The sequence below is a fragment of the Streptomyces sp. NPDC016640 genome (assembly GCF_043076215.1).
GTDB lineage: Bacteria > Actinomycetota > Actinomycetes > Streptomycetales > Streptomycetaceae > Streptomyces.
Map to the genome: position 1 here is coordinate 222,230 of NZ_JBIBRG010000014.1, position 13,538 is coordinate 235,767.

Below are 13,538 nucleotides of genomic sequence, written 5' to 3' on the forward strand. Positions count from 1 at the left end.
AGGAGCACGGCGGGCGGGACTCCGGGCGGACGCGGGAGCCCCGGGGGCGGGGCGGCGCGACACCGCACGCGGGAGGTGGGCCGGGTGGCGGATCACCGCTTCGGCAGCGGCTGTTCCGCCCAGATCGTCTTGCCCTCGCCCGTCTGGCGGCTGCCCCAGCGCTGGGTGAGCTGCGCCACCAGCAGCAGTCCGCGCCCGCCCTCGTCGTAGGCGTGGGCGCGGCGCAGATGCGGTGAGGTGGAGCTGGCGTCGGCGACCTCGCAGATGAGGGTGCGGTCGCGGATGAGCCGCAGCCGGATGGGGGGCGCTCCGTACCGGATGGCGTTGGTGACCAGTTCGCTGACGACGAGTTCGGTGACGAAGGCGGTCTCGTCCAGTCCCCACGCGGTGAGCATGTCGGTGGCCCATTGCCGGGCGGCGGCCACCTCCTCGGGGTCCGGCGGCACGTCCCTGGTGGCGACCCGATCGGCGCCGAGGGCCCGGGTGCGGGCCAGCAGCAGCGCGACGTCGTCGCCGGGCTCCTCCGGCAGGACGTGCTTGAGCACACCGTCGCACAGGGAGTCCAGCGATTCGGCGGGCCCCGCCAGGGCGCGGCACAGCTCGTCCGTGGCGCGGTCGATGTCGCGGTCGCGGTCCTCGACGAGGCCGTCGGTGTAGAGGGCGACGACGGAGCCCTCGGGCAGCTGGAGCTCCGTCGCCTCGAACGGCAGGCCCCCCACACCGAGCGGCGGGCCCGCGTTCACGGGGACGAGCCGGCACGTGCCGTCGGGCAGCAGCACGGCGGGCGCCGGATGCCCGGCCGCGGCCGCGGTCAGGCGGCGCGAGACCGGGTCGTAGACGGCGTACAGACAGGTGGCGCCGAGTTCGGCGACGTCGTCGCGGTCGCCGGAGGCGAGATGGGTGACCAGGTCGTCCAGGTGGGTGAGGAGTTCGTCGGGCGGGAGGTCCACGTCGGCGAGGGTGCGCACCGCCGTGCAGAGCCGCCCCATGGTCGCCGTGGAGGGGATGCCGTGGCCCACGACGTCCCCCACGACCAGGGCGACCCGGCTGCCGGCCAGCGGGATGACGTCGAACCAGTCGCCGCCGATTCCGGCCGCCGACCCGGAGGGCAGATAGCGGTGGGCGACCTCCACGGCGGCCTGGCCGGGCAGTCCCCTGGGCAGCAGGCTGTGCTGCAGGGCCAGCGCGGTGGTGCGCTCGCGGGCGAAGCGTCGGGCGTTGTCGACGCAGACGGCGGCGCGGCCGGCGAGTTCCTCGACGAGAACGGCGTCGTCCACGGCGTATCCGTAGGGGTGGAGGTTGCGGACGGCGACCGCGACGCCGAGCGTCGTGCCCCGGGCGCGCAGCGGCACGGCCAGCAGCGAGTGGATGCCGGCGAGGCGGGTGCGGGAGTCCGGGGCGTGGGCGCCCCGCTCGCCCATCCACCGGTCGAAGTCGTGCTCACCCGCCCGGGCGAGCACCGCCCTGCCCTCCCGCAGTGCCCGCGCCGGAGGGGAGAAGGGCGGGTAGACGTCCGTCTGGCCGAGATGGACGGCCGCCTCGGGGGTTCCGCCGGCGGCGGAACCGTGCGCCACCCGGCGCAGCACGATCCCGGCGTCCGGCAGGGGCGGGGGTTCGTCGGCGCCGAGGACCCAGTCCGGCAGGTCGACGGCGGCGAAGTCGGCGAACGCCGGCACCAGGAGTTCGACGAGTTCCTCGGCGGTGCGTACGACGTCCAGGGTGGTGCCGATGGCGGTGGCGGCCTCGTTCAGCAGCGCCAGCCGCCGCCGGGCCTGGTGCTGCTCGGTGCTGTCGAACGCCGCGACGGCGGTGCCGGCCACCTCGCCGGAGGTGTCACGGACCGGCCATATCTCGACGTTCCAGGCGTGCGGCCGGATCCGGTCGGGCGTCCGGGTGAAGATCTCGTAGTGCAGGGGCTCGCCCGTCTCGGCGACCCGGCGCAGCTGCCGGTCCAGGCCGCGGGTGTAGGCGACGTCCTCGACGGTGTCCAGGTAGGACCGCCCGACGAGGTCCGTCTGTGGCTGGTCCATCAGTTCGCAGGCGACGTCGTTGAGCCTCAGGTAGCGCTGCTCGGTGTCGAAGACGGACATGGCCATGGAGGCCTGCTGGAACGCCCGCGCGGCCAGGGAGGTGTCCGGCGTGCCGGGCGGCTCGGCGGTGATCACGTGTCCGGACGGGGCGCCCCCCGCCCCCAGCAGGGGCCGGACCGTCAGCCGGACCGGTACGCGGTGGCCCTCGCGGTGGCGCAGCACGGCCGGGCCCGACGGCGGGGGCGTGGCGCCGGGCGGCTCGTTCCCGGCGAACAGCTCGCGCACGGCCCGCCCCACGGCCTCCTCGGCGCGGTGCCCCGTCAGTCGCCGGGCGCCCTCGCTCCACCCGGTCACGGTGCCGCGGGCGTCGACGACCACCGCGGCGGTGGCGTCCTCCATTCGTCCAGCATCAGCCCTGCGCCGCCGCCTCTCAACCGCGGCCGTGCGCCCCGGCCGGTCTCACGCCCGGTGGCCGCGGAGCGCGGCGAGCGCGCGGTCGGCGTGGGCGTTCATCCGCAGTTCGCTGCGCACGACCTCCAGCACGGTGCGGTCCTCGGCTATGACGAACGTGGCCCGCTTGGTCGGCGCCAGGGCGATGCCCCGCTTCACTCCGAACCGCTCGCGGACCGTGCCGTCCGCGTCGGACAGCAGGGGCATGCCGAGGCCGTGCCGTCCGGCGAACTCCGCCTGCCGTTCGACGGCGTCCGAGCTGATGCCCACCGGCCGCGCGCCGGCCGCGGCGAACTCCGCGGCGAGATCGCGGAAGCGGCAGGCCTGCGCGGTGCAGCCGGGGCTCAGGGCGGCGGGGTAGAAGAACAGCACCACCGGCCCTCCGGCGAGCAGTTCCGTCAGCCTGCGCACGGTGCCGGTCTCGTCCGGCAGCGCGAAGTCCTCGACCGTGTCGCCCTTGCCCGGGTGCCCGCTCACGACCGGCCCTCCGCGCCCTTGGCGACGGCGCGCGCCCACAGCACCAGCGGCAGCTGCAGGGGCAGCCGGCCGAGGGCCGCGGCCTTCTGCGGTGCGGGGCGGTGCCGCCAGTCGGCGGCCATCTTCACGTTGGCGGGGAACACGCCGACGAAGAAGGCGGCCGCGGCCAGGGCCGCGGCCCTGCGGGTACGGGGCAGCGCCACACCGGCGGCCAGCGTGAGCTCGGCGGCGCCGCTGGCGTAGGTCCAGGTCCGGGGCGAGCCGGGCAGGGAGCGCGGCACGATGTGGTCGAACCGGCGCGGGGCGGCGAAGTGGGCGGTGCCCGCGGCGGCCAGCAGGCCGGCGAGCAGCAGGGGCGAGCGTTCGGACCGGGACACGGTTCCTCCTCTGATGACCTGCCGCGCGATATTACCGGACGGTAAGTACGGGCCGGGGCGCACGGGCGGCGCAGGCGCGGTGAGGTGGCGGGCTCATGCCGTGGGCGCGGACTCCGGCTCGTCGTCGGTGGCGTGGGCGAGGAAGTCGTCGACCATGCGGTGGAAGAGGGCGGCGAGCTGCCGCAGCTCCTCGGGCGACCAGCCGGCCAGTGCCACCTGCATGCCCTTCACCCCGGTCTCGCGGATCCGGGCGATGGCCTCGCGGCCGGCGCCGGTGAGCTCGATGCGCTGGGCACGGCGGTCGTCGGGGTCCGGGACGCGGGTGACATGGCCGGTTTTCTCCAGCTGCTGCACCGTGCGCGTGACGTGCGAGGCCTCCACGCCCAGCCGGGCGGCCAGCTCCCCCGGCCGCAGCGGATCGGTGTCGGCCATCAGCCGCAGCAGCGCGACGGCGGACCGGTCCAGCGGCACACCCGCCAGGGCCATCAGCCGTTCGTGCTGACGGGCGCGCGTGCTCAGGTAGGTGACGCGGTGGAGCGCGCGCTCGATCTCGGCCACTTCCGGGGAGGGCGGAACGTCGGGGAGCGGGGGTGGGGGCATGCGCCTCACTTTACCATCTCGTTGCGTAACTCAATCAATCTCCCGGGGGCGGCGCCCTCGTGCTGTGCGCCCGCGGTGCCGGCCGACGAGGCGCTCGCCCCCGGCGGACCGGCCCGGTCCGCGAACGGCCGGCCCCGGTGTGCGGGCCGGGAGTGCGCTCCCGCGCCCGGGCCGGGACCCGTACCGCGCGGCGAGGACGCCCCTGCCAGGCGGGCGGGCGGCGGGACCGCTGCGTCACGCCGACGGCGCGGGCACCGGCTGGAGCGAGGCGGAACGCACCGAACCGGGCGCGCCGGGCGGTGCCCCGGCCGGTCGGCGAGGTCCGCCACGACACCCGCACCCGGGACGGGATGCCGGGCCGGCCCTCCCGGCCGCACCCCGGGCCGGACCCGGCCGCCGAGGAGGCGGCGGCCGGCATTTCCGGACGAGAGGGTGTGATCCGCGGACCAGCACCGCGAATGTTGGGCATTGCTTAACCCCCGGTACGCCTATGGCCTCTTGGCACGGATGTGCTCAACGGTGATCCTGAACTCCCCTACCCCCCACAGCCGTTGGGCTGCGCCCGGACCAAGAGGAGGACGCAGTGTCGTCGAGTACCCTCCGAACGCACCGCAGGAGATGGCTGACCGGCCTCGCCGGCGCGGTCGCCCTGGTGATCGCCTTCCCCGCCACCGCCTTCGCCGCACCGCCACCGGCCCTGCCGGCCAACGCCGACCAACTGGAGCGGACGTTCCAGCCCGCCTTCGACTACGACTCCGACGGCTGCTACCCCACACCGGCCATCGGCCCCGACGGCTCGGTCAACACCGGCCTCAACCCGACCGGCGCGCTCAACGGCAACTGCCGTGACGCCTCCGACCTGGACAACACCAACAGTTACGCGCGCTCCAAGTGCAACAACGGCTGGTGCGCCGTCGTTTACGGCCTGTACTTCGAGAAGGACCAGGCCCTGCCGGGCAGTAGCCTGGGCGGTCACCGCCACGACTGGGAGCACGTCGTGGTCTGGGTGCAGAACGACACGGCGCAGTACGTCTCGACGTCCGCCCACGGTTCGTTCTCGATCCACGCGCGCTCGGCGGTCCGCTTCGACGGGACGCACCCGAAGATCGTGTACCACAAGGACGGCATCAGCACCCACTGCTTCCGTCTCGCGACCTCGGGCGACGAGCCGCCGGAGAACCACAAGGGCAGCTGGCAGTACCCGGCCCTGATCGGCTGGAACGGCTACCCGGCCGGGCTGCGCGACAAGCTCAGCTCGTACGACTTCGGCAGTGCCAACTTCGGTCTGAAGGACGGGAGTTTCGCCTCCCACCTCGCGAAGGCCAAGCCGTCCGGCATCCCGTTCGACCCGAACGCCTGAGCGGGGCCGGGCTGTTGAGCCGGGGCGCCGTACGGCGTCCCGGCACGGGAGGGATGTCCCGAGGGTCTATCGTGTCGGCATGTCCGTCCCGGAACTGATCCGTATCGTCTCCCGCGACTCGCCCATGGCCCTGGCCCAGGTGGACCGTGTCCGCGCCGAGCTGGCCGCCGCCCGTCCCGGTGTGCGCACCGAGGTGGTGCCGGTGAGGACGACCGGGGACCGGTGGCTGGGTGATCTGTCGCAGGTGGAGGGCAAGGGCGCGTTCACCAAGGAGGTGGACGCCGCCCTGCTCGCCGGTGAGGCGGATCTCGCCGTGCACTGCGTCAAGGACGTGCCCGCCGACCGTCCGCTCCCGGCGGGCACGGTGTTCGCCGCGTTCCTGAAGCGGGACGACGTGCGCGACGCCCTCGTGCACCCGGGCGGACTCACCCTGGACGAGCTGGCGCCCGGGACCCGGATCGGCACCTCCTCGGTGCGCCGGGTCGCCCAACTGGCCGCCACCCACCCGCACCTCAGGTGTGTGCCGTTCCGCGGCAACGCCAACCGGCGCCTGGACAAGCTCGCGGCCGGGGAGGCCGACGCCCTGCTGCTGGCGGTCTCCGGCCTGGAACGCATCGGCCGCGCCGACGTGATCAGCGAGATCCTCTCCCCCGAGGCGATGATGCCGCCCATCGGCGCGGGCATCCTCGCCCTGCAGTGCCGCGAGGGCGACACCGACCTCATCGACGCGGTCGGCGCCCTCGGCGATCCGGACACCCACCGCGAGGCCACCGCCGAACGCATGTTCCTGCATGTCCTGCAGGGTCACTGCAACAGCCCGATCGCCGGGCACGCGCGCGTGGACCACACCGGCGAGCTGTCCCTGCGGGCCTGCGTCTTCACCCCGGACGGCAAGACCCGGCTGAACGCCCACGAGTGGGCCGGACGGCTCGATCCGGCCACGCTCGGCACCTCGGTCGCCGTGGCCCTGCTGCGCCAGGGCGCCCGCGAGATCATCGACGGCATCCCGCACTGACACCGGCTCAGGCGGTGCCTCCCTCCGCCTGCTCCTGCAGGAAGACGCTCACCTGCTGCGCGAGGCTGTCCCGGCACCCGCCCGCGGACGTCCCGGTGGGCGTCTCCCGCACACCGATGCCGCCCACCCACAGCCGTCGATCGGCCCATTCCTCGTCGACGCGCACCTGCACCTGGACGTCGACATGGCTCAGGGACGCCTCGGGGCCGGCCGCGTAGAGCACGGCGGTGGCGCGGCGCAGCGGATAGACGTCGAATCCCTCGACGAACCGCGAGTTGCGCCAGTCGATGAACGCGCTCTCGCCGTCGCGGCCGGTCCGCACGTCGATCTGGCCGTCCTCGAGATGAATACAGAAGGGCCGGTCGCCGCGATTCTCGACGGTCACGCGGACACTGAAATACGTGAGCCCTTCGGCGGCGTCGTCCCGTCCGCGCGGCGGTTCGCCCGATTCCAGACGGTGGACGCGGACCCGCAGACCGGCGGGCTCGTCGTACTCCTGCCAGTCCCCCACCACGTTCGGCTCGTACACAGTGCACCTCTCGACTTCGTCCGCTGCTTCCTATCTGTGGGCTCGGCGCACTGTCAAACGAGCGGAATGCGCTGTGGTCAGGCGGTTCGCCCGAGCTGATCGGTGATCAAGCGCTGCGCTGGAGGAATCCCCCGGCCGGCCGGCCGGTTCCCGGCGGCGGCGTGCCGCACATCACGTCCAAAGCCGTGATCACCGGCGGGCCCGGCGCGGTCCGGGCGCCGGGTGCGGACGGGCGCAGGCCACGCGTCCCGCCGCCGCATTTCACGCCGTGAATTCCCTCGATATCGCTGCGTGCACCCTCCGCCGACGCGCTTCCGCGGAATTCCGCGAGGCGTTTTGAAAGGGCGGCTCACGGGGAAAGGAACGATTGTGCTTCGGACCGGAGGCACGTCCGTGGAAACCGTTCGCCGACCGTGGTCCGAGCCGCGCTTTCCACAGGTTCCCTCTCCCCCGGCACCCGCTCAGGGAGGTGCGCGCCATGCGTACCGTCAGTCCCAGGAAGCCGCACCCCCACGACGACTCCCCCGACACCGCCGAGGACTTCGCACGTCTGGCCGGGCTGCCCGAAGGGCCCGAGCGCAGTGTGCTGCGCGACGAACTGGTCACCGCCTGGCTGCCCATGGCGGAACGGATCGCCGTCCGGTTCCGGGGACGGGGCGAGGCCCTGGAGGATCTGTACCAGGTGGCGGCCCTCGGCCTGGTCAAGGCCGTCGACCACTACGACCCGGCGCGCGGCAACGCCTTCGAGGCGTACGCCGTGCCCACCGTGACCGGCGAGATCAAGCGCCACTTCCGTGACCACATGTGGACCCTGCACGTACCGCGCCGGGTCCAGGACCTGCGCAACCGTGTGCGGCACGCGGCGAAGGAGCTGGCGCAGACGACCCCGGGCCGGGCGCCCACGGTCGCCGAGATCGCCGCGCACACCCGGCTGACCGAGAGCGAGGTGCGCACCGGCATGGAGGCGCTGGAGTGCTTCTCCGCGCTGTCGCTGGAGGCGGAGATGCCGGGCACCGACGGATACGCCCTGGGCGACGCGATCGGCGGCCCGGACCCGGCGTACGACACCGTCGTGGACCGGGTGGCGGCGCGGCCCTGTCTCCAGGCGCTGCCGGAGCGGGAGCGGCTCATCCTCTATCTGCGGTTCTTCCGCGGGATGACGCAGAGTTCCATCGCCGAGCAACTGGGCATCTCGCAGATGCATGTCTCCCGGCTGCTCAGCGGCTGTTTCGCCCATCTGCGCGAGGAGCTGCTGGCCGAGACCCGCTGAGCGGGACGCGCGCCGCGCGGCAGTGTCGGCGCTCCGGCGGCGCGCCCGGGACCAGGGTGGGGCCGAGCCGGTCCAGCGCCTCCTCCAGCACCGTCCGCACCTCCGCCGGCAGGAGGCCGGTGCGCCCCCACACGAGGATCAGGTCGGCCACGTTGCGCAGCTTGATGTTGGTGTGCTGGGAGACCTCCCTCAGCACCGTCCAGGCCCGGTCGGGCGAGACCCGTCCGAGTGCGACGATCATGCCGATGGCCTGGTCCACCACCGCGTGCGAGGCGACCGCGTCCCTCAGCTGCCGTACCTCTTCCTCCAAGCGGAGGATCCGCTCCGCGCCCCCGTCCGTGGGCATGGTCACCTCCGGGTCCGGTGTGCCGCTCTCGTGATGCCTTCGCACAGTGCTTGAGTGCCTTCACCCAGTGTCCGATCCCTCCATCGTCACCGCTCGGACCGCCCCGTGCCACCGGGCGGTGCGGGGCGGCCGTGCCACCACCGGCGTATTCGGCAGGCGCCCGGACCGGTGTCCGGCGGACACTGGTGTCATCCGGGTGGCTGCCAGGCCGACGAGATCAGGACGCGACTGCCATGAACAACGACATGCCCTCCCCCGCCGGCACGACGGACGTCTTCTCGACGCACTCCGTGTTCGGGGCGCCCTGCTGGGTCAGTCTGACCAGCCGCGACGTGAAGACGACCGAGGAGTTCTACGGGGCGGTCCTGGGCTGGCAGTGGCGTCCGGTCCGTCTCGGCGACCGGTTCCGCATCGCCCTGGCCGACGGCGCGCCGGTGGCCGGGATCGCCGGGGTCGCCACCATGTGGCAGATGGCGGTGGCCTGGACGCCGTACTTCGCGGTGCGCAGTGCCGACGAGGCCGCGGCGCGGGTGCAGGAGCGCGGCGGCACGACGGCGGTCGGGCCGATCTCCCTGCCGCCCGGGCGGGCGGCGCTGCTGGCCGACCGGGACGGGGCGGCCTTCGGGATCTGGGAGGGCGAGCTGTTCACCGACTGGCCCACCTGGCGCCGCGTGCAGCCGGCGTTCATCCGGCTGCACACCCGGGACGCGTTCGACGCCGCCATCTTCTACGGCGAGGTCTTCGACTGGGCGTCCGACAAGCCCGGCTGCTGCGAAGTCCGCTACGAGGGCGAGGAAGTCGTGCTGCGCAGCGGCGGGCAGGTGGTGGCCCGCATCGAGTCGGGGGCGGCGGGCTCGGCCCCCGACCCGGCGGTCCGGCCGCACTGGCAGGTTCACTTCACGGTGAAGGACGTGGCCGCCTGCGCCCGCGCCGCCGAGCGGCACGGCGGCAGCGTCCTGTCCGAGGACGCCGAGGAGGCCGTGCTGCGTGACAACGAGGGCGCCCAGTTCACGGTGACCTCACGCCCCGGGCGCTGACGCCCGGGGCCCGCCGGTCACCGCGCCGTACGGGACGGGCGGGACAGCAGCACCAGGCTCCGGGCGCCGACGGTCAGGGTGGCGCCGCACTTGTGCTCCGCCTCGCCGGGGGCGCCGTCCGGTTCGGCGGTGTCGACCAGCGCCGTCCAGCGCTCGCCGTAGGCAGCGTCGGGCAGGCGGAAGCCGACCGGTTTCCAGTGGCTGTTGAACAGCAGCAGGAAGGAGTCGTCGACCAGCGGCCGGCCGCGCGGGTCGGGCTCGGCGATGGCGTCGCCGTTGAGGAACACGCCGACCGAGTGGGCGTCCGGGCGCTGCCAGTCGTCGCCGGTCATCTCCTGGGCGTCCGGCAGCAGCCACACGAGGTCGGGCAGCGGCTGGTCCGCGTGGCGCACGGTCTCGCCGCGGAAGAAGCGGCGGCGGCGCAGCACGGGGTGGGCGGCGCGCAGCGCGATGAGCGTCCTCGTGAACGCCACCAGGCCGCGCTGCTCGCCGGCCGGCCGCCAGTCGATCCAGCTGACCTCGTTGTCCTGGCAGTAGGCGTTGTTGTTGCCGCGCTGGGTCCGGCCCAGTTCGTCGCCGTGGGACAGCATCGGGATGCCCTGGGACAGCAGCAGCGTGGCGAGGAAGTTGCGCTGCTGCCGGGCGCGCAGCTCCAGCACGGCGGGGTCGCGGGTGGCGCCCTCGACGCCGCAGTTCCAGGACCGGTTGTCGCTCTCGCCGTCCCGGTTGCCCTCGCCGTTGGCCTCGTTGTGCTTGTCGTTGTACGAGACGAGGTCGCGCAGGGTGAAACCGTCGTGCGAGGTGACGAAGTTGACGCTGGCGCGGGGCCGGCGCCTGCTGTGCGCGTACAGGTCGGAGGAGCCGGTCAGCCGGGAGGCGAACTCGGCGAGGGTGTGGTCCTCGGCGCGCCAGAAGTCCCGTACGGCGTCCCGGTACTTGCCGTTCCACTCCGACCACAGCGGAGGGAAGTTGCCCACCTGGTAGCCGCCCTCGCCCACGTCCCAGGGCTCGGCGATCAGCTTGACGCGGCTGATCACCGGGTCCTGCTGGATGAGGTCGAAGAACGCCGACAGCCGGTCCACCTCGTGGAACTGCCGGGCCAGGGTGGCCGCGAGGTCGAAGCGGAAGCCGTCGACCCGCATCTCGGTGACCCAGTACCGCAGCGAGTCCATGATCAGCTGGAGCACGTAGGGGTGGCGCATCAGCAGGCTGTTGCCGGTGCCGGTGGTGTCGTAGTAGTGCGACCAGTCGCCGTCGACCAGGCGGTAGTACGAGCAGTTGTCGATGCCCCGGAAGGAGAGGGTGGGGCCCTTCTCGTTGCCCTCGGCGGTGTGGTTGTAGACGACGTCCAGGATCACTTCGAGGCCGGCCGCGTGCAGGGTCTTCACCATGTCCTTGAACTCGTCGACCTGCTGCCCTCGGCTGCCGCGGGCGGCATGGCCGTTGTGCGGGGCGAAGAAACCGACGGTGTTGTAGCCCCAGTAGTTGGCCAGGCCGCGGCCCTGGAGCACGCCGTCCTGGACGAACTGGTGCACCGGCATCAGCTCCACCGCGGTGACGCCCAGCGAGGTCAGGTGCCCGACGACGGAGGGGTGCGCCAGCCCGGCGTAGGTGCCCCGGAGTTCCTCGGGCACGTCGGGGTGGGTGCGGGTGAGGCCCTTGACGTGGGCCTCGTAGATCACGGTGTCGGCGTACGGGCGGCCGGGCCGGGTGTCGTCGCCCCAGTCGAAGGCCGGGTCGGTCACGACGCCGAGCATGGTGTGACCGGCGCTGTCGGCCGGGTCGGGTCCGTGCGGGCTGCGCTCGTACAGCGAGGGGTGGTTGTCGATCTGGCCGTCCACGGCCGTCGCGTAGGGATCGAGGAGCAGTTTCGCCGGGTTGCAGCGGTGGCCGGCCGACGGGGCCCACGGTCCGTGCACCCGGTAGCCGTAGCGCTGTCCGGGGCCGACCCCGGGGAGGTAGCCGTGCCAGACGAAACCGTCGACCTCGGTGAGCCGTACGGTGCCGTGCCGGCCCTCGTCGTCCACCAGGACCAGGTCGACGCGCTCGGCGACCTCGCTGAACAGCGCGAAGTTGGTGCCCTCGCCGTCGAAGGACGCGCCCAGCGGGTAGGGGCGCCCGCTCCACGCGGGCGCCCCGTTCCGGTTCTGCCGCCGGGTCACCGGACGTCCTCCAGGATGTCGCCCGGTGTACGCACCCGGCCGGTCAGCTGGGCGACGCTCACCTCGCGGGGCAGGTCCAGGCCCTCGCTCTCGCGCGGGTCGGGCCCGGTCGGCACCAGCGGGACGCGTTCGCCGGCCCGGGCGCGCTGCGAGAACCAGATGACCTTGCTGCCGGTCTCGGTGGCGCAGCAGCCCCAGCCGTCGCTGCTGGCCGCGATGTGCTCGAGACAGCCGCGCAGCTGCCGGTCGGGGCGCAGGGTGCGGTCGTTGTCCCCGATGGCCGTGATGAGGTGCTGGCCGTTCCACCACATCTCGATCGACGTGTTCTTGTCGGTGGCGTGCTCGTCGATGGCCCGCAGCAGCATCTCGGCGCCGCCGCAGACGGGCTCCATCAGGTTCTCCAGGTCCCAGAACCGGAGGTGAGCGGCCAGTATGCGGCTGACCTGTCCCACCCGTTCCGGGTTGACTTCCACGTCGAGGTGGTAGTAGCAGGGCACTGCGGTCTTCATGGTCGTCGGCTCCTCACCGCGAAACTCGCGTTCCTCCCGGCCCCCGCGGGGCGGGCCCTCGGACACGGAACGTGAGCGGGTATCGCTCCTGAGTCACCTTCAGGGTGGGGTGGTTGGTCCATTCGTGCAACACGAGCGCACGACCGGGGCCTCCGGGGCGAGACCTGAGCACACCAGGCCGCCGCGCGGTGCGCGGCGCGCCGGCACTGACCCAAGTGATTGAAAAGCCAACAAGACTTTGCGTCATCACCCGTGCACCATGTGTGAAGACCTCGATCGCCGTTACGGATCCGTGCAGCTGTGCGCACGGCCGCCGCCCGACCGTCGGGACAACGCGCCACCATCGAGCCCCGGAAAGGTGCACGGCGCCATGCTGCTACCCGCCAAAGCCGAAGTCGCCCGGCAACTGCGCCGCTACCGGGCGTGGGAACGCGTGATGCTGGCGGCCCCGGCCGACCGCACGGTGCGGGCCACCTTCGAGGACTCCGGCTACACGCTCTGTGTGCTGATGGGCAAGCGCTGCGCGCGGGAGGCGGCGGACGCCGCCGAACGGTACCTGCGCACCTCCCTCGTCACCTATCTGCAGGAACAGAACGACAGGCCCCGTCCGGCCGCCGCGGTCAGACGGGGCCCGCCGCCCGTCGGACGGCGCTCCGCGGCGGGAAGGCCGTGACCTTCCCGCCGCCCTGTGGTCCCCCGTCCGGGCACCGGCCCGGACGCCGAGCACGGCGGAGGTGCACAGCCCCATGAAGACGACCCGGACCATCGGCCGCATCCCGGTACGGGACGTCCGGCCCCGCGTCGACTGCGGCAGGCGGCCGGCGAAGGCCGTGGTGGGCGAGACGTTCGAGGTCACCGCCACCCTCTTCCGGGAGGGGCACGAGGCGGTGGCCGCCAACGTGGTGCTGAAGGACCCCGAGGGGCGTCCGGGGCCGTTCACGCCGATGCGGGAGCTGGCGCCGGGCACGGACCGGTGGGGTGCCGAGGTCGTCGCGGACGCCCCGGGCGGGTGGACCTACCGCGTGGAGGCGTGGGGCGACCCGGTGGCCACCTGGCGCCGGACCGCCACCGTCAAGGTGCCGGCGGGCATCGACACGGGGCTGGTCCTGGAGGAGGGCGCCGACCTCCACGAGCGGGCGGCCGCCGGGGTCCCGAGGGACGACGGCCAGGCCGTGCTCCTGGCCGCGGCCAGGACCCTGCGCGACGACTCCCTGCCCTGCGCCACCCGGCTGGCGGCGGCGTTGACGCCGCCGGTGGACGCGGTGCTGGCCCGGCATCCGCTGCGGGAGCTGGTGACCAGCAGTGACCCGCTGCCGCTGCTGGTGGAACGCGAGCGGGCGCTGTACGGCTCCTGGTACGAGTTCTTCCCCCGCTCC

13 protein-coding genes and 1 pseudogene are annotated in these 13,538 nt (G+C 73.3%); 6 read left to right on the forward strand and 8 right to left on the reverse strand.

Going from position 1 to position 13,538, the window contains the following annotated elements; all coding sequences use genetic code 11:
- Positions 1 to 92: 92 nt before the first annotated feature.
- From ACF07S_RS26485 to ACF07S_RS26500, 4 genes are all read right to left on the reverse strand, one after another.
- Positions 93 to 2,429 (reverse strand): SpoIIE family protein phosphatase, encoded by a 2,337-nt coding sequence (locus ACF07S_RS26485; protein ID WP_391975277.1) that lies wholly within the window; start codon positions 2,427 to 2,429, stop codon positions 93 to 95.
- A 60-nt stretch (positions 2,430 to 2,489) separates the two neighbouring features.
- On the reverse strand, positions 2,490 to 2,957 hold the full coding sequence (locus ACF07S_RS26490) for a peroxiredoxin (RefSeq protein ID WP_391965811.1): 468 nt from the start codon (positions 2,955 to 2,957) through the stop codon (positions 2,490 to 2,492).
- Positions 2,954 to 3,334: a hypothetical protein gene (locus ACF07S_RS26495; protein ID WP_391975278.1), complete on the reverse strand. Its 381-nt coding sequence runs from the start codon at positions 3,332 to 3,334 to the stop codon at positions 2,954 to 2,956. The genes ACF07S_RS26490 and ACF07S_RS26495 overlap by 4 nt, the downstream gene beginning before the upstream one ends.
- Before the next feature lie 93 nt (positions 3,335 to 3,427).
- Positions 3,428 to 3,934 carry a MarR family winged helix-turn-helix transcriptional regulator gene (locus ACF07S_RS26500; RefSeq protein WP_391975279.1) on the reverse strand — a complete coding sequence of 169 codons (507 nt, stop codon included), beginning with the start codon at positions 3,932 to 3,934 and terminating at the stop codon, positions 3,428 to 3,430.
- A gap of 583 nt (positions 3,935 to 4,517) precedes the next feature.
- Here ACF07S_RS26500 and ACF07S_RS26505 point away from each other — a divergent pair.
- Both ACF07S_RS26505 and hemC read left to right on the forward strand, forming a co-directional pair.
- Positions 4,518 to 5,294, forward strand: coding sequence for an NPP1 family protein (locus ACF07S_RS26505; protein ID WP_391965808.1), 777 nt, complete (start codon positions 4,518 to 4,520; stop codon positions 5,292 to 5,294).
- Positions 5,295 to 5,373: 79 nt separating this feature from the next.
- On the forward strand, positions 5,374 to 6,309 hold the full coding sequence (gene hemC / locus ACF07S_RS26510; RefSeq protein WP_391975280.1) for a hydroxymethylbilane synthase: 936 nt from the start codon (positions 5,374 to 5,376) through the stop codon (positions 6,307 to 6,309).
- A gap of 7 nt (positions 6,310 to 6,316) precedes the next feature.
- Here hemC and ACF07S_RS26515 read toward each other — a convergent pair whose 3' ends face one another.
- Positions 6,317 to 6,838: a hypothetical protein gene (locus tag ACF07S_RS26515; RefSeq protein WP_391965806.1), complete on the reverse strand. Its 522-nt coding sequence runs from the start codon at positions 6,836 to 6,838 to the stop codon at positions 6,317 to 6,319.
- Between the two features lie 478 nt (positions 6,839 to 7,316).
- On the opposite strand from ACF07S_RS26515, the gene ACF07S_RS26520 reads away from it, so the two are divergent.
- The gene (locus ACF07S_RS26520; RefSeq protein ID WP_391965805.1) at positions 7,317 to 8,108 is read left to right on the forward strand and encodes an RNA polymerase sigma factor SigF; all 792 of its coding nucleotides are present in this window, start codon (positions 7,317 to 7,319) and stop codon (positions 8,106 to 8,108) included.
- Positions 8,109 to 8,139: 31 nt separating this feature from the next.
- On the opposite strand, the pseudogene ACF07S_RS26525 reads toward ACF07S_RS26520, so the two are convergent.
- Positions 8,140 to 8,454: pseudogene (locus ACF07S_RS26525) on the reverse strand (ANTAR domain-containing protein); the annotation flags it as partial.
- Between the two features lie 233 nt (positions 8,455 to 8,687).
- Here ACF07S_RS26525 and ACF07S_RS26530 point away from each other — a divergent pair.
- Positions 8,688 to 9,491 carry a VOC family protein gene (locus tag ACF07S_RS26530; protein WP_391965804.1) on the forward strand — a complete coding sequence of 268 codons (804 nt, stop codon included), beginning with the start codon at positions 8,688 to 8,690 and terminating at the stop codon, positions 9,489 to 9,491.
- Between the two features lie 17 nt (positions 9,492 to 9,508).
- Here ACF07S_RS26530 and glgX read toward each other — a convergent pair whose 3' ends face one another.
- Positions 9,509 to 11,653: a glycogen debranching protein GlgX gene (gene glgX, locus ACF07S_RS26535; protein WP_391965803.1), complete on the reverse strand. Its 2,145-nt coding sequence runs from the start codon at positions 11,651 to 11,653 to the stop codon at positions 9,509 to 9,511.
- Positions 11,650 to 12,162, reverse strand: a complete 513-nt coding sequence (locus ACF07S_RS26540) for a pep a2 (protein WP_391965802.1) — start codon at positions 12,160 to 12,162, stop codon at positions 11,650 to 11,652. The genes glgX and ACF07S_RS26540 overlap by 4 nt, the downstream gene beginning before the upstream one ends.
- A gap of 370 nt (positions 12,163 to 12,532) precedes the next feature.
- On the opposite strand from ACF07S_RS26540, the gene ACF07S_RS26545 reads away from it, so the two are divergent.
- A complete protein-coding gene (locus ACF07S_RS26545) occupies positions 12,533 to 12,835 on the forward strand; it encodes a DUF5133 domain-containing protein (RefSeq protein WP_391965801.1) in 303 nt (100 codons plus the stop codon).
- 73 nt (positions 12,836 to 12,908) lie between these two features.
- On the forward strand, positions 12,909 to 13,538 hold a 630-nt coding region (locus ACF07S_RS26550; RefSeq protein ID WP_391975281.1), incomplete at its 3' end, for a maltotransferase domain-containing protein.